Origin of the sequence: Fundicoccus ignavus, from assembly GCF_009659375.1 — a bacterium.
In the GTDB taxonomy this organism is placed as follows: domain Bacteria; phylum Bacillota; class Bacilli; order Lactobacillales; family Aerococcaceae; genus Fundicoccus; species Fundicoccus ignavus.
The window spans coordinates 44,602-59,492 of the sequence record NZ_WJQT01000011.1; the positions used below are offsets into that span (position 1 = coordinate 44,602).

The window sequence follows — 14,891 nt, forward strand, 5'->3', positions numbered from 1 at the left end:
ATTATATTCTTTAATAATATTACAGAAATAATCTTAACACACCTATTAAGTATTTAGAAACTATTTTGCTGTGTTAATACTCGCCACTGCATATTGTTCACTTTAAAGATTAATTTTTTTTCTTTAAATTTTGTTAGTACTGCATCTGATAAATGAGGGTAAATATCTACTGAAATTAAAGGTGAGCTTGCTAGAACAATTTTCTCACTTTCAACTAACTGTTGAATTCCTTTAGCGAAATCTTTCGTTGTAAATTGCTTCAACTCAAATTGACTTAAAAGCCAGTAAAACCATGCTAAACAAAGCCAACCCGGTGTTTTACACACAAGAAAATGCCATTTTTCCATCAACATCCAAGCTGGTAGCATTTGTAGTAAAACTCCCTCTGCATATAACAAGCGTATATCATTTTGATAGATTGAGTTAACCATTATACTTTTTAACTGTCGGAAATAAGTTCTCTGCTTAATAGGTAATCGATAAGTTGAATAATAAACATCATTAAGAAATGAAGCTTGACTGAAGTCCCAATAATTATCCAACGTTTTATTTAGATCAAATCGTTGCTCGGCGACTTTAACATTATATACCTCGTACATTAGGGGCATACGAAATTTTAGTACGAGTTCAGCTTGTTTAATATCTAAAGCCCACCAATGAAATCCTAGTTCCTTTGAATAATTTAGCATTGTTTTTAACCAAACTTGTTGATACCCTGTCTTAAAAACTTTATCATCGATTATCCATTGGCAATGTTTTACTAATTGCAAATAGTTCGTGTGACGTGTTTCGATTTGACTTGAATTAACAGGTACACGTTGAAACTCCAAAACGTTCGCCACACTCTGTTGAGTTTTGCCATAATAAAAGACATCTGCTATTTGTTGAATCTGGGGTAAGTTGTATTCAGTATGAACTTCATAACCAGATAGTTCGAGATTATATTTAAGCAAACTCTTACCAGTCTGATGCTCTAAACTTTCCTTTGTTTCACGTTGAATGGTGTCACTTTGACAACTCGTTACGTGACTGAAATACCCTTTACCCTTCCTGCTAATTTTGTGACTTAAAACTTGTTGGCAATCTGGACAATAGTAAACAGATTGGCGGCAAATTTTTTTTAAATCATTGGCATAAATGAGTTCACCTTTACTCGAATAAGCTGCATACATAAAAATCCCCTCCTATGTATAAATACACATTTAGGAGGGGATTTCTATTTTTTTACTGTTTAAATTTTAATTAAGATTTATCTAGAAATTTAATCCAAAGAATTCTAAGGCGTCATCTTTTCGAATTAATGTCCCATGTTCATCTAAAACTGCGTGAGTAGTATGATGCGTTTCACCATATTCAAGCATTGTTAAAACTTTATGATAAGCTGCTTCATCCTTAATTGTCATATCTACTTCCGTTACAATTAAATAATAACGTTCATTCATATGATATAAACTAGCAATCAGTTTATCAGTTGGCAATTCACGCGCCATCTTAATAAAATCATCTAGACGGTTAAAGACAATCACTTCATCCTCATAAGCCATGTCTCCGTCTTGATCGGCATATTCAGGATTAAACAAATCTAAAAGTGTCATATGCTTTTCCTCTTCGTCACTTTTCTCTTGAGCAGCCGGCGAGTTCTCTTCACTAGTCGATTCTTTTTTCTTATTACGCTGTTCTTTCTTACGATCGCGGATACGTTTAGTTATCTCATCTTCCCAGAACTCATCCATTTCATCTAGGTTGGTACGGCTAATATAAAGTTCTAAACCTTCAGAACTTGGAATAACTTGGAATGTTACCGCCTCTGACTCGTGGAAATGATGGTCAACATCAACTTCTTCTAAAATAGAATAAAAGAATTTTTCGATTCTTGACTGATCACCGATTAAATCCAGGAAATTAATCCCGCGTTCTTCTAAATCATCTAAGCCAATCATCACCTTGATTAAGTTTTCATTTATACGTTCCATTTCCATATCGTCACCCCCTAATGATTCTACTTCTATTATACAACTAATGTTTTCATAAACAAACTAATTGTCTTACTATCATAGCACTATTTCATAGACAAATTCAAGACACATTCGCCTTCACTTGGTTATTCTAATACTAATTAGAGTTTATGTAAAGAATACCTTTAGATTTTAAGATTGTTTCAATCATTGTTTTAAAATAATTTATGAATGATTGATTGACAATTTTCAACAATCTTCTTAGACATAATCTAGAATCATCGTTGCATTCACACGTAGCTCATTGTATGAATTTACCTTAGCGGTCTAAAGGGCAATCGGCGCATCTTGCTCTGATTTTGAGCGGAGCGAATTAGTCAGAGCCTAGCCGATTGAGCTGGAAAAGACAAACGACAGTGAAGGCTTTGAAAGCGACCTCCGCCTTGGTAAAGTAATACAATGAGCGCACTTCATCAATACAACACGAACCCTAAACATTTTAATATTTTCAATTAAAGCTTTGTTCAGCAATCCCCTAACCATAATCTAGAATCATCGTTGCATTCTTACATAGCTCATTGTATGAATTTACCTTAGCGGTCTAATGGGCAATCGGCGCAGCTTGCTCTGATTTTGAGCGGAGCGAATTAGTCAGAGCCTAGCCGATTGAGCTGGAAAAGACAAACGACAGTGAAGGCTTTGAAAGCGACCTCGGCCTTGGTAAAGTAATACAATGAGCGCACTTCATCAATACAACATGAACCTTAAAAAGACAAAAGAAGCGAGATTAAGTAATATACCTAATCTCACTTCTGTTTAAATTCAATTTAATTGTAGCCCTTAATGATTACTCATTAACTAAAGCGCGAGCTCTTTGTAATTCTCTTGCACGAACTTCACGTGGCAAGAAGCGACGGATTTCATCTTCATTAAAGCCAATTTGAAGACGTTTCTCATCAATTAAAATTGGACGGCGTAATAAGCCTGGTTGTGCTTGTACCATTTCAAAGAAGGTATTCAGCGGTAATTCACTTAACTCCACATTCAATTCAGAATATGCTTTAGAACGAGTAGACACGATATCCTCAGTTCCTTCTTCAGTCATTCTAAGAATTGATTTAATTTCAGTTAATGATAATGGATCAGTAAAAATATTGCGCTCTACATAAGGAATGGAATGTTCTTCCAACCACGCTCGAGCTTTTCGACAAGACGTGCAGCTAGGAGTAATATACAATGTTACCATAAAAGATCTTCCTTTCTTTTCTTGAACATGTTCCCTGCTTCATTCAATAATCATACGTGAGTTTTTCCTAAGTGATACATACAAAATCTTACAATTTAATTCTAAGGATAAAAATAAAAATAAAATCTATCCTAACTTTAAAACAGTACACTCCGTATAGCATTTCACAATATTTTTTATTCGCTTTATGTTACAAAGTATAGCATCATATATTTGATACATCAACTTGTCTTGACAACAAAGTGCTAACACTAAACCACACTCTATCATTTAATTAACTTTCAATTTTTATATATTCATTCAAATTATAATTTCTTAATAACTTAATAGTTTTGTCATTTAGTCGAATTTAAGCTATAATACTAAAAGCGATTACTTAAAAAAATATATAAAATTCGTACTAAATTTCATATTTCTTAAGTATTTCTTATAAAGTAAAAGAGAGGTAATTTTATGAAACCTACTATTTTTTCAGGTGTTCAGCCTTCTGGTATTCCAACTATTGGTAATTATATCGGTGCTATGCGTGGTTTTGCTCAGCTGCAAGATGATTACGATGCAACATACTGCATTGTTAACCAACATGCTATTACGGTTCCACAAGACCCTGAAACCTTAAGACAAATGACACGCCAATTAGCAGCATTATATATCGCATTAGGTATTGACCCTAAGAAATCAACAATTTTTGTGCAATCCGATGTGCCTGCACACACACAAGCTGCTTGGATAGTAATGTGTAATACAGGAATCGGCGAACTAGAAAGAATGACTCAATATAAAGATAAATCATCTAAACAAGAATCTATAGGTGCTGGTTTATTAGTTTACCCTCCTTTAATGGTTGCAGATATTGTGCTATATGATGCACAATTTGTTCCAGTCGGTGATGACCAGAAACAACATATTGAACTAGCTCGTGATTTTGTAGATCGTTTCAATGCGAGATATGGCGAAGATATGCTTGTAAAACCTGAGGGAATTTTCCCCAAAGCTGGTGGTCGCGTCATGAGCTTACAAGATCCTACAAGCAAAATGAGTAAGTCAGATGCTAATCCGAAATCTTACATTTCAATGTTGGATGATCCTAAAGTGATTACCAAGAAAATTAAAGGTGCAGTAACGGATTCATTAGGTATTGTTCAATATGACAAAATAAATCAACCTGCAATTGCTAATTTACTTGAAATGTATTCAGTATTAACAGATGAATCAGTTGAAAGTATTGTCGCTCGTTACGAAGGGCAAGGATATGGAAACTTTAAAGGTGACTTAGCTGAGGTTGTCGTGTCCGTTCTTGAGCCGATTCAAAAACGATACGAAGAATTATTAGCAGGTGACGAATTAGACAAAATTCTTGAAGAGGGTGCAATTAAAGCGAGTGAAGTGGCAAACCGTACTTTAGCTCGTATGGAAAAAGCAATTGGCCTGAAATAATCAATCAACTTGATCGCCTACTTTTTGTAGGCGATTTTTTTCATTGAGTCAATTAAACGCTTCAAAGTCTTAATGAAGTGTCTTCTGACATTCTGGGCATAAACCATGTACCTCTAAATTACTATGGTAGATGACATAACCCGTTTGTTCCGAAGCTGATCGTTCAATCTGATCGAGTGTCGGAAAATCAAAGTCAGCAATTCGGCCACAATTTTCACAAACAACATGGTGATGGGCGTGAGCGATAAAATCATATCTACTGGTTGTTCCTGATATTTTTAACTCTTTGATTAGCCCTTCATTCACAAAAACTTTCAAATTATTATAAACCGTCGCTAAACTTATTCCAGCTTGTTCGGGTAATAAATCATGATAAATCTCTTCAACTGTCGGATGCTGATGACTCTCAATCATATAGTGTAAAATTGCTTTACGTTGAGGTGTAATCCGTATATTCTTTTCTTTTAAGTCTTGAATAACCTCTTCAAGCAAATGTTCATGACTGTGTAAATGATGCTTCGTCATTTTTTGCCTCCTTCAACTTAGTATTATAGTTATTATAACAAATCCCTTATCTTTTCCAAATACTATTTTTCCTTAAATTATGCTTAAAAGTTGATTCAAATTTACACTTCCCGCTTGATATTTTTCAAAGTTGTTTTAATATAGTATATAAAGAATTTATTTCAAAACACTTTACATAATAGGAGTTAAACATATATGAAAATTGGCGCGCGGGTTCTAAAGACCGGTCTTGCCATAACACTATCGCTTTATGCCTCACTTTTACTATTCCCAAATAGTAGCGGGGCCCTAGCCGGTATTGCGGCAAGTTTATCTACACAACCTTCAGTAAAAAAATCATTCGAAACATTCATTAGCCGTGTTGTAGCAAATACTATCGGCGGTCTAATAGCGATTTTAATGATTTATGCACTCGGCAGTTCCCCCATCGCAATTGGGGTCTCTGCAATTTTAACGATTGCGATTTTAAACGGTCTGAAATTGAGTGATGTAATTCCTTTAACGGTTGTTACATTAGTCGTAATCATGTTGACTAATGATACAAACTATATTCTGGCTGCTTTTACGCGAGTCATTGAGACAATCATTGGTGTCACTATTTCTTTTGTCATTAACTTACTGATTCATCCACCTAAACATGATGTCCAATTTTTCAAAACATTAGAAACTGTTACGAGTGAAGTTTTATTACTAACTCGTGCCACCTTAAGAAAAAATACTGACTTTGCAATTCTTCACCGCGACTTACAATGGGCACGTAAACAGATGAAACAATTCAATAATTTGTTTAATTTAATCAGTGAAGAATGGATTATCTCCAAAACTGAAAGAGTAGCTCGTGCAAGAAAATTAGTGATTTTCAGATATATGGGACGCACCACGCAAAGCGCCATCGATTTACTGACAACCTTACACAAATATAATCACGTTTATCACGACTTTCCAGACGAAACTCGGACGATTTTCCGTGAAAGATTAGAAACATTAATGACAGCTCACGAGCAAATTATCATGAAGTTTTACGGAAAAGTACCGCCTGAAGCTGTGAATTATATGGAAATGAATCGTGAAAATCGTGATGAATACTTAAACATGTTCTTCAATGAAGCGAAACATCAGGAAGAAACGAAAGAACACCATCAATTTGAAGCCAATGGCGTCACCCACATCTTGGCTGCTAGTTTCTATTATGAAGAAAATTTAACAAACCTCAACCGACTTGTACGTAGTTATAAATTACATGAACATGGCCAGGAATACGATTCTTCCCATGATGAATTGAGAGAATAAATTAAAACTTCAAGATTGTCATATAATTTACGACAATCTTTTTTTGTAGGCTCTTATAATTTCAACAAATATTTCATTGAAATTTATAACCTTAATTTTTAGTCCTTATGAGAAAATATCGGCCGAGTCCGAAGCCTTAAAATTCCGTTTAGCAGTTTTAACTTGATTATATCGCTTCACTTTTGTTGGTTTACTTATCGTAGCTCAGCTGATTGTTTTTCTTAGCGGTACAAAGGTCAATCCATCGCTACTAATAGAATCGTTTGCTCTGACTATCAATAAGAAAGCGAAGTAAACAAAGCCTAGCCGTTTGAGCTGGAAAAGCCCTCACAACCGTGCGACTTTGAAAGCGACCTCGCCTTGGAGAACAATATGCTGGGCTTAGTACAAATTTTGATAAATCAACACAATACTTATAAAACCTTATAATATAAACAAAACACCGCCATCAAGCTATCTGAAGCTGTTGGCGGTGTTCTTTAATTCTTATCCATTTAAAAAATTATCACTGGCATCCCATAGTAAACTAAGTTGAAAACTTCCGGCATTACACCTGGAGGGGTATTAATACAACCAAGGGAACCTCTCTGCAAATACGCATCTCCTCCAAAATAGGGCTGCCAGCTTGCGTCATGAATTCCCTGAGCATTATCATCAAATGCAATCCAATAATCAACGGGTTGTTCATAATCTTGCTCGGTACGCGGATTGTAACCAACAAGCGTACTATCTTCCTCCATATTCCAAACTTGATACGCGCCTGGTACAGTATTAGTTCCCGGCGTACCCGTAACCACAGCTGTTTGCAAAGCAATCTCCCCATCAAGGTATATTGTCATCATCTGATTAACGATGTCTACTTCCACATAAGATGGCCCGATATCCTCAGATAAAGCAAGTCCGTAACCAGATCCTCCAATTACAGGTTCACGTGTAACATCTTGCCCAGCGAGAATATCTGCTGCAATTGTTTCTGCCTCTGTGAAGCGATCGATATACCATCCATAAGTTCCAGGTTCAATTGTTACTAAGCCTTGATAAGTACTTTCCAATTCACGCGTTTGAAATAAAGACGCATATTCTCTATTTAATTCGAGTAAATATTCTTCTATTGCTTCGGTGTTAATTTGTGGTTCTTGATTATCATCCACATAAATCCAACTTGATACGGTCGCCTGTGGAATTGACACACTATTACCAGCGAATTCCAACGTAATAACGACATTTTGCATCTGATCTAAGCGAGCTTGTAAATCCACAACTGCTTGATTATCTTGGTGTATAGTAGGTTGAATATAAGCAGTCGATAAATCTAACTTATTGTTCCCATTTTCTATATGACTTTCTAAAGCATTTTCTAAAGATATCGCAGAGATTTGTTGACCGTACACTTCGTGTTTAATTTCATAAACACCACTATCATTGACTCCAATATAGGCATCCCTTGAAGCCTCTCGCTCATCATTATTGACGCCAATATTCGCTAATAATGCTTCCATTTTACCTGAATCAAATGCGACATATTCATCTATCTCATCAACACCTTGCGGTGAGATAAATAGATACATTGGCCACTTAGTTGCCGACTGTTGTGATAATAATTGTTGTAATACCTGTTCAGTATCCGATACTACATTTAATTGAGACAATTCAATGTACCCGATTTCTTGATCATGTTCCGTCAAGATAACCTGCGATTTCTCTAATTCTGTCTGAATCATTTCCTGGGCATTTTTAACAGAAAGTTGGCTAATACTAATTGAACCAACTTTAGTATTAGGTACGAAATGATTCGTGAAAAACCATACACCCAATAAATATAAAAAGAGCAAAATACTTACTCCAATCGCTGGTAAAATAATCTTGATATGTTTTTTTATAAATTCTGGATTCATTATCAGCATCACTCTCTCTTTAATCATTTGTGATATTAGTTAATCACACAAAGCTTTTAATACTGTTAGTCTACCATGATAAAGCAAATTCTGAAAACAAAAAGAGCAGCGAAATCGCTACTCTTTATAAAATTTTAGTTTATTTATTCAACTGCAATTTAACGACTTTACGTTTGTTGACTACGTTCACCATACCAAATGCCCTTTGAAACGGATTCTCAGTTTCTTCTAAGTTCGCTTCGCCCAATTCACAAATATATTGAGTCCCATCAATTAAAACAATTGGCTTCATTGATTCTTCAACTATGGTTAAATCAAGTGCTGCTCGTTTTTTGTATTTAAGTAGTTCTCGCGAAAAATCTTTCACCGTAAGGATCTCATCTTTCGGTTCGAACACTCTACACGCTCTCATTTCCTTCACCTCATCATTAAGATAGAGGAATTATACACCCTCTTTTCAAAGAATGCTAGCCTTTAATTAAAAGTTTAAGGAGCTTTATCCTCCAACGCTTCTACTTGAACAACTTGGGAGCTAGCTAGAAAATCAGGTAAATGACGCTTATCTTGGCGACCTAAGCCCATCACTAAATAAGTTACTAAGAGGCCGATTGATAATAGATAAAGGATTATCGTCAGAAAATCAGTCTTCCCATACATAAAGCGTATAACGGACACATGACCTAACTGCCAAGGTAAAAACTTCAAGAAATTGCGTAATAAACTCTTACCAAATGTTGGCCGTTTAAAAACTAATCTCAAACCCGTAAAATGCTTTCCTAAACTACCTTGCCAACGAAAATCCAACCAAGCAAAGATAATAGAAACCGGTATTGTTGTCGTAAATGTGGCAATTAATTGGCTGTATAACTCACCATGGTCCGGTAATGCTTTTCCAAAGGCGACATAATTTATCACCAACATCACCAAAAACAAAGTAATTAAATACAAGCAAATTAAAATCCAATCAACCAATAGTTCAGTGAGTCTTTGTTTCTTACTAACTGGATTAACACTCATTAGTTCAATGAATGACGCTTCTTCTAATCGTATTCTGGCTATATTACTCACTCCCTAACTTCTGTTTCTTAATGATTACCTTCAATTATACTCCATTAATCCTCAGTACGTTCCGTCCAAGCTTGAGTAAGGGCTTGTTTAAATAATTCAACGGGTTGCGCACCCGATACGGCATACTTATTATCAATGACAAAGAACGGCACACCTTGAACGCCCGTCAGTTGCGCTTGTTGAATATCTTGATGAAAAACTTCTTCATAAGCATCCGAAGCAAGTATTGAACGAACTTTGTTTTCATCTAGCTCGAGTTCAATTGCTAATCTCACAATTGTTTCACCATCAGAAATGTTCTCCCCTTCTGTAAAATGAGCTTGATAAAAGCGTTCGAAAAACTCGACTCCTTTATTTACTTCCTTTGCATATTGGAAAACACGGTGTGCATCTTGGGTAGCCGCATATTTTGCCTTATCAAAATCAATATTTAAACCGGCCGCTTGTCCCATTTCAATAACCCGTTCAAACATTTGTTTTGCTTGAACTACTGGCATACCTTTATCGGTAGCTAATGTTTCTGTATAAGTTTTATTTGGATCGTATTGAGCATTCGGGTTTAATAAATAACTTTTATATTCGATTTCAATTTCCTTACCGAAATCTAAATCTGCCATTGCTTGTTCTAAATGCGCACCGCCAATGTAACAGAAAGGACACACAAAATCTGACCACATCATTACTTTCATACATTCACTTCCATTCTTTAATTTTCTTCACATTATCATTATAATAAACGTTTGATTATTTGTACATGTATAAGATACCGATAATTGCTATTTTGAATTATTCACTTTAAACTAAAGTAAAATTAATTGAGGAGGCGTTTGCTGATGAATATATTTGACGATTATTTAGCCTCTCTTTCAGACCCACAGGCTAAGTGTTTGACAGAGGAGATTCTGATTTGGGTAACTGAACACTATCCAGATTTAGAAAAACGGATTGCCTGGAGTTCCCCTACGTTTGTTGCACACGGAACCCATATCATTAGCTTTAAAGCGACCAAGAAACACTTAGCAGTTACAGTAGAAGGTCCGACAATACGACATTTTTCTGAAAGATTTACTCAACTTGGGCTTAAATTTGGCACAATGAATGTCAATTTCCCATGGAATCTGCCACTAAATACTGAGCTTTTAACTGATTTAATTGAATTCAATCTCAATGATAAAAAAGATCTAACAAGTTTTTGGCGCAAATAAGCAAAGGATTTTGTAAGAAAACATTGGACGAGTCCAAGTTCTTTAAATTCCTATTAGCAACATTAATCGAAGGATACAGCGTTTTGTTGGTTGAAATTCTACGTTTAGCTCAGCGACTTGTTAGCCAATGTGGTTTAAAGGACAATCAGCTGAACGAAGCACAAAGTTTGCTAAATCAACGTAAAACTTATAATGCCTTGTATTCTAAAAAAGACGGCTAATGATTTTATTCATTAGTCGTCTCTTTTTCGCTTTCTTTTGCGCCATTATAACTAGTTCCCATCTTCTGTATCGAATTTCCTGAGCGTTCTAAATCCCCAGTAAGAACAGCTTGCTTGACTTCCCAATGAATGAGTAATGTCAAGACGATTCTTAGAACGACTACAAAGCCTAAGATAATCAACTCATTCAAATCTCGCACAATGACTGTTTTAATAATTTCAGCCCCTAATTTAAACTCTAAACTTAAAGCCAGTGCTTCTCCTAAAGTAATTTTCACCAGAGAATTCGATAAATCCATACCGTCTTTGAAGAATATTGTCAGAGCTTTAATACTTCCGTAAATAATAATTAAAATCCCAATCAATTCCAAAGAGTGCACAACAATTGGGCTTAAAGTCTCTTCGATATATTCCAACACTGCTAACATTTGCATCACCTAGCTTCTCCATTATTATTTCAAGCATAGCAAGCTTTAATGCGATAAGCAAGCGTTTCAATAATCTTCCAGTACAGCATCACCATTCAACTTTTATTTAAGGATTTATTTACATAAAGATGGTTTTAATTTCTACGTAGTCTTCTACACCGTATAGTCCATTTTCTCGCCCAATTCCTGACTCTTTATAACCACCAAAGGGTGCTAATGGATTACGAGCACCGTCATTGACGTAAACATTTCCTGTGCGTAATGCCATTGCAACTTGACGCGCTTTAGCCTCTGGACCAACAACCGCTCCGGATAAACCATAAGGTGAATCATTCGCTATTTCAATCGCTTCCTCGACCGTTTCATAGGGGATAACCACTAACACCGGTCCAAAGATTTCTTCTCTAGCAATGCGCATGTCGTTCGAAACGTTCACGAAAATTGTGGGTTCAACATAAAAACCAGGACGGTCTATAATGCCACTGCCACCCACTAATACTTCAGCACCTTCATTTCGTGCTATTTCTAAATAATCTAATACAGTTTGACGTTGATTCGCCGATACCATTGGTCCAACCATTGTGTCGGCTTTAGTAGGATCACCTATGACAACAGTTGATTCATAATAAGCTTTCAACTTTTCTTTGACGGCCTCTTCTTCGCTCTTCGGAACTAATAAGCGCGTCAATGCTGAACAAGTTTGTCCCTGATTGTTCAAAATAGTATCCACCGCTTTTTTCACCGCACTGTCTAAATCCCCTTCTGGTAAATAAATCAAAGCTGATTTTCCACCTAACTCCAGTACCAACTTTTTAACATTGTTGGCAGCTTTCGTATATAAACCTTTACCAACATCTGTTGAGCCAGTAAAAGATACAATCGCTACATCCGGATGACCGGCTAAATAATCACCCGCTTCACTACCGCTACCCGTGATTAAGTTAAAAACGCCTGCTGGCAAGCCAGCTTCCTCAACAATTTCTGCTAACAACAAGGCAGTTAAAGGCGTGTCGCTCGCTGGTTTCACAACAACGGTATTCCCAGCTAATAACGCTGGTGTAATCTTTCTTTGGATCTGATTCAAAGGATAGTTCCAAGGTGTGACACAGGCCACTACTCCTGCTCCTTCTTTGATAACCAGAGCGTCACCGATAGTCGTTTCAAATTCAAATTGGTCAAGCGCTCCTAAAGTTGCACGCATTTCATTCATTGATAAGGGTACTTGCACTTGACTAGCAAATGTATATGAACATCCTAATTCAGCAACGATCGTTGCCACTAATTGTTCTTGCTTAGCTTCAATACCTGCTAATAGTTTCTCTACATAAGCTGCACGTTCTGCCACTGGCGTTAAATTCCACGCAGTAAATGCTGCTTTTGCAGAAGCGACTGCTTTATCTACATCTGCTGCATTAGCTTTAGACACTTGAGCTAACACTTCTTCTGTTGCTGGATTAATGACTTCACTAAATTGGCCGGACAATGACTCTTGCCACTTTCCATCGATAAACAATTGATGTTTTTCCATATTCATCACCTCATCCAAATTATCGCTGATATCCATTCGACAAGCAATCATTCTGCCTCGTCAATCTCAACGTGGAGATGTCAAATAAATTATGGTAAACTATCGACAATATGAGTACAAGGAGCGTAAACTATGCTAGAACAAGAACGCCAGAATATTGATCGAATAGACCGTGAAATTGTCCGTCTTTTTGAAGAAAGAACACGGACAATCGAACAAGTCGCCCAAGTAAAATTAACAAATAATCTACCGGTATTAGATGCTAGCCGCGAACAATTAGTCATTGAAAAAGTACAAAGCTATTTGACTGACCCTACTTTATCTGAAGAAATCGCAACCCTCTATACCGAAATCATGCGTCTTTCACGTGAGCACCAAACAGCTTGGCTCGCTGAACATAACCAGTCTTTAAAACCAAGCTAAATGAATTCAAATGATCTTAAAAACCTCGGACTCGTCCGAGGTTTTTAAGATCTGTTTTACCATTTCATTTAAATATGACCGCTTTACTTTTGTTGACATTATAAGAGTAGCTCAGCGACTTGTTTCCCAAAGCGGTACTAAGGACAATCCATCGCTACTAATATAATCGCTTGCTCTGACTTTGAGCGTAGCGAATTAGACGTATCCTAGCCGATTGAGTTGGAAAAGCCCGAACGTCAGTGAGGCTTTGAAAGCGACCTCCGCCTTGAAAAACAAGAAGTTGACTGTAGTGCAAAGCTTGATGAATCAACATAAAACTTATAGCCCCTTATGCTAGAAGCACAAAAGGCCATACCGTTCGACTCCACTATACCTAACTTACTATTAGGCTTGTAAATACGCCAATACTGAGACAGCTTGGTCAATAGTTTCGACAGTAACGTTCGCCTTATTGCTCAATTCTTTTAATGGATGAATTAAAGCTTCCGGACGAATGAGTATTAGGGGTTTACCTAAATTAATTGCCGTTGTCGCATCCATTGCTGTATTCCATTGTCGGTACTCATCACCAAATAAAGCAATTACGATATCAGCTTTCTGCATTAATACTTGAGTTCTAAAGTTATTGATGGCAGAAGCTGCATCATCACGGTAGTATTTGTCAGGTTGCTCTCCTAATATTTGTTCACCAATATCATCTGAAAGATCATGGTTGGCTTGAGGAGCTACAAACTCAATATCTAAAGCTGTTTCACCTATTTTGGTGATTAACTGTTCGCGCCAATTATCGTGAATTTGTCCTGCTAAATAAACAGTAAATTTCATTATTATCGCTTCCTTTCATTTTAGGTTTGCTTAAGTCACTTAACTTAAGGGTAACAAGTGTCATCAAAACTTGCAAACAAACACGATTCACCATGCTACATAAATAAATATTTTGTGATATATTAAAAATAATAAAATGAAATGGAGTTTGTTATGGATTATGTACCAATTAGAATATTAGGTTTGAATCACTTGTTATATGTTGCCATATTAGGCTGCTTCGCTCTATTGCTCTTGATGAATCCTAAAAGTGTTCGTGCTAACCGCAGACGAATTACACCCACTGTTCTCGTCATAAATTTATTACAACAATGCTTATTATATGGTTACTTCATTTATTTCGATAGTTTTACTGTCGCTGAGTCACTACCACTTCATCTGAGTCGAATTACAAGCATACTGGCAATTATTTTTCTAATTACTAAAAAACGACAACTATTTTCAGTTATCGCCTATTTTAGTCTATTTGCTTGGTTGAGTTTCTTAGTACCGACAGATATTCAGCCGATCACACATCCTTTAGGTGTTAGTTTTCTGACGAATCATGTCATCACTTTGTTGCTGCCGTTTTATATGATCATTGCTTATCAAATTGAATTAAAAACTAGCGATAAGTATATCGCTTATGCTTGGTTGTCTCTCTATATAATCAGTGTCTATTATTTGAATCCTATCCTTGGCGGCAATTATTTCTACTTAGTTAATAAGCCGATTCTTAACAATCTTTCCGATCCTGTTTATTTAGTCGGTGTCTACATCGTCAGTTTTCTATTATTTAGCATTGGTGAACAGATTTTTAAATTCGCGAGTCATTATTACATACGAAAAGACGTTAAGCTCTGATT

General features: G+C 36.2%; 16 protein-coding genes. 5 read left to right on the forward strand and 11 right to left on the reverse strand.

Annotation, left to right across the window (positions count from 1 at the left end; translation table 11 throughout):
- Window positions 1-53: 53 nt before the first annotated feature.
- The 3 genes from GF867_RS08445 to spxA form a co-directional block, all read right to left on the reverse strand.
- Complete coding sequence (locus tag GF867_RS08445) at window positions 54-1,172, reverse strand: competence protein CoiA family protein (RefSeq protein WP_153832667.1); 1,119 nt, start codon at window positions 1,170-1,172, stop codon at window positions 54-56.
- 81 nt (window positions 1,173-1,253) lie between these two features.
- Complete coding sequence (locus tag GF867_RS08450) at window positions 1,254-1,979, reverse strand: adaptor protein MecA (RefSeq protein WP_153832668.1); 726 nt, start codon at window positions 1,977-1,979, stop codon at window positions 1,254-1,256.
- A gap of 823 nt (window positions 1,980-2,802) precedes the next feature.
- On the reverse strand, window positions 2,803-3,201 hold the full coding sequence (gene spxA / locus GF867_RS08455) for a transcriptional regulator SpxA (RefSeq protein ID WP_153832669.1): 399 nt from the start codon (window positions 3,199-3,201) through the stop codon (window positions 2,803-2,805).
- 453 nt (window positions 3,202-3,654) lie between these two features.
- Here spxA and trpS point away from each other — a divergent pair, with 453 nt between their 5' ends.
- The gene (trpS, locus tag GF867_RS08460) at window positions 3,655-4,638 is read left to right on the forward strand and encodes a tryptophan--tRNA ligase (protein ID WP_153832670.1); all 984 of its coding nucleotides are present in this window, start codon (window positions 3,655-3,657) and stop codon (window positions 4,636-4,638) included.
- A 69-nt stretch (window positions 4,639-4,707) separates the two neighbouring features.
- Here the strand turns inward: trpS and GF867_RS08465 are convergent, their stop codons facing one another.
- On the reverse strand, window positions 4,708-5,163 hold the full coding sequence (locus GF867_RS08465) for a Fur family transcriptional regulator (protein ID WP_153832671.1): 456 nt from the start codon (window positions 5,161-5,163) through the stop codon (window positions 4,708-4,710).
- Window positions 5,164-5,358: 195 nt separating this feature from the next.
- On the opposite strand from GF867_RS08465, the gene GF867_RS08470 reads away from it, so the two are divergent.
- Window positions 5,359-6,453, forward strand: coding sequence for an FUSC family protein (locus GF867_RS08470; protein ID WP_153832672.1), 1,095 nt, complete (start codon window positions 5,359-5,361; stop codon window positions 6,451-6,453).
- A 494-nt stretch (window positions 6,454-6,947) separates the two neighbouring features.
- Here the strand turns inward: GF867_RS08470 and GF867_RS08475 are convergent, their stop codons facing one another.
- From GF867_RS08475 to GF867_RS08490, 4 genes are all read right to left on the reverse strand, one after another.
- A complete protein-coding gene (locus GF867_RS08475; RefSeq protein ID WP_172973993.1) occupies window positions 6,948-8,357 on the reverse strand; it encodes a L,D-transpeptidase family protein in 1,410 nt (469 codons plus the stop codon).
- Window positions 8,358-8,487: 130 nt separating this feature from the next.
- Window positions 8,488-8,760, reverse strand: a complete 273-nt coding sequence (locus GF867_RS08480) for a hypothetical protein (protein ID WP_153832674.1) — start codon at window positions 8,758-8,760, stop codon at window positions 8,488-8,490.
- Window positions 8,761-8,834: 74 nt separating this feature from the next.
- A complete protein-coding gene (locus GF867_RS08485) occupies window positions 8,835-9,416 on the reverse strand; it encodes an RDD family protein (RefSeq protein WP_153832675.1) in 582 nt (193 codons plus the stop codon).
- Between the two features lie 44 nt (window positions 9,417-9,460).
- Window positions 9,461-10,105, reverse strand: a complete 645-nt coding sequence (locus GF867_RS08490) for a DsbA family oxidoreductase (protein WP_153832676.1) — start codon at window positions 10,103-10,105, stop codon at window positions 9,461-9,463.
- 144 nt (window positions 10,106-10,249) lie between these two features.
- Here GF867_RS08490 and GF867_RS08495 point away from each other — a divergent pair, with 144 nt between their 5' ends.
- On the forward strand, window positions 10,250-10,621 hold the full coding sequence (locus GF867_RS08495; RefSeq protein WP_153832677.1) for an iron chaperone: 372 nt from the start codon (window positions 10,250-10,252) through the stop codon (window positions 10,619-10,621).
- A gap of 226 nt (window positions 10,622-10,847) precedes the next feature.
- On the opposite strand, the gene GF867_RS08500 is transcribed toward GF867_RS08495, so the two are convergent.
- Window positions 10,848-11,276, reverse strand: coding sequence for a DUF1622 domain-containing protein (locus tag GF867_RS08500; RefSeq protein WP_253940789.1), 429 nt, complete (start codon window positions 11,274-11,276; stop codon window positions 10,848-10,850).
- A 112-nt stretch (window positions 11,277-11,388) separates the two neighbouring features.
- The gene (locus GF867_RS08505) at window positions 11,389-12,798 is read right to left on the reverse strand and encodes an aldehyde dehydrogenase family protein (RefSeq protein WP_153832678.1); all 1,410 of its coding nucleotides are present in this window, start codon (window positions 12,796-12,798) and stop codon (window positions 11,389-11,391) included.
- Between the two features lie 132 nt (window positions 12,799-12,930).
- Between GF867_RS08505 and GF867_RS08510 the strand changes: the two genes are divergently transcribed.
- Window positions 12,931-13,221, forward strand: coding sequence for a chorismate mutase (locus tag GF867_RS08510; protein ID WP_153832679.1), 291 nt, complete (start codon window positions 12,931-12,933; stop codon window positions 13,219-13,221).
- A gap of 384 nt (window positions 13,222-13,605) precedes the next feature.
- Here GF867_RS08510 and GF867_RS08515 read toward each other — a convergent pair whose 3' ends face one another.
- The gene (locus tag GF867_RS08515) at window positions 13,606-14,046 is read right to left on the reverse strand and encodes a YtoQ family protein (protein WP_153832680.1); all 441 of its coding nucleotides are present in this window, start codon (window positions 14,044-14,046) and stop codon (window positions 13,606-13,608) included.
- 153 nt (window positions 14,047-14,199) lie between these two features.
- Here GF867_RS08515 and GF867_RS08520 point away from each other — a divergent pair, with 153 nt between their 5' ends.
- Window positions 14,200-14,889, forward strand: coding sequence for a YwaF family protein (locus tag GF867_RS08520; protein WP_172973994.1), 690 nt, complete (start codon window positions 14,200-14,202; stop codon window positions 14,887-14,889).
- The last annotated feature ends 2 nt before the right edge of the window (window positions 14,890-14,891 follow it).

Bases quoted from the DNA above. Each gene is read 5' to 3' on its own strand.
- GF867_RS08495 (WP_153832677.1), top strand. From the start codon at position 10,250: ATGAATATATTTGACGATTATTTAGCCTCTCTTTCAGACCCACAGGCT.
- GF867_RS08505 (WP_153832678.1), bottom strand. From the start codon at position 12,798: ATGGAAAAACATCAATTGTTTATCGATGGAAAGTGGCAAGAGTCATTG.
- GF867_RS08480 (WP_153832674.1), bottom strand. From the start codon at position 8,760: ATGAGAGCGTGTAGAGTGTTCGAACCGAAAGATGAGATCCTTACGGTG.
- GF867_RS08490 (WP_153832676.1), bottom strand. From the start codon at position 10,105: ATGAAAGTAATGATGTGGTCAGATTTTGTGTGTCCTTTCTGTTACATT.
- GF867_RS08475 (WP_172973993.1), bottom strand. From the start codon at position 8,357: ATGCTGATAATGAATCCAGAATTTATAAAAAAACATATCAAGATTATT.
- trpS (WP_153832670.1), top strand. From the start codon at position 3,655: ATGAAACCTACTATTTTTTCAGGTGTTCAGCCTTCTGGTATTCCAACT.
- GF867_RS08465 (WP_153832671.1), bottom strand. From the start codon at position 5,163: ATGACGAAGCATCATTTACACAGTCATGAACATTTGCTTGAAGAGGTT.
- spxA (WP_153832669.1), bottom strand. From the start codon at position 3,201: ATGGTAACATTGTATATTACTCCTAGCTGCACGTCTTGTCGAAAAGCT.
- GF867_RS08470 (WP_153832672.1), top strand. From the start codon at position 5,359: ATGAAAATTGGCGCGCGGGTTCTAAAGACCGGTCTTGCCATAACACTA.
- GF867_RS08450 (WP_153832668.1), bottom strand. From the start codon at position 1,979: ATGGAAATGGAACGTATAAATGAAAACTTAATCAAGGTGATGATTGGC.
- GF867_RS08510 (WP_153832679.1), top strand. From the start codon at position 12,931: ATGCTAGAACAAGAACGCCAGAATATTGATCGAATAGACCGTGAAATT.
- GF867_RS08500 (WP_253940789.1), bottom strand. From the start codon at position 11,276: ATGCAAATGTTAGCAGTGTTGGAATATATCGAAGAGACTTTAAGCCCA.
- GF867_RS08445 (WP_153832667.1), bottom strand. From the start codon at position 1,172: ATGTATGCAGCTTATTCGAGTAAAGGTGAACTCATTTATGCCAATGAT.
- GF867_RS08520 (WP_172973994.1), top strand. From the start codon at position 14,200: ATGGATTATGTACCAATTAGAATATTAGGTTTGAATCACTTGTTATAT.
- GF867_RS08515 (WP_153832680.1), bottom strand. From the start codon at position 14,046: ATGAAATTTACTGTTTATTTAGCAGGACAAATTCACGATAATTGGCGC.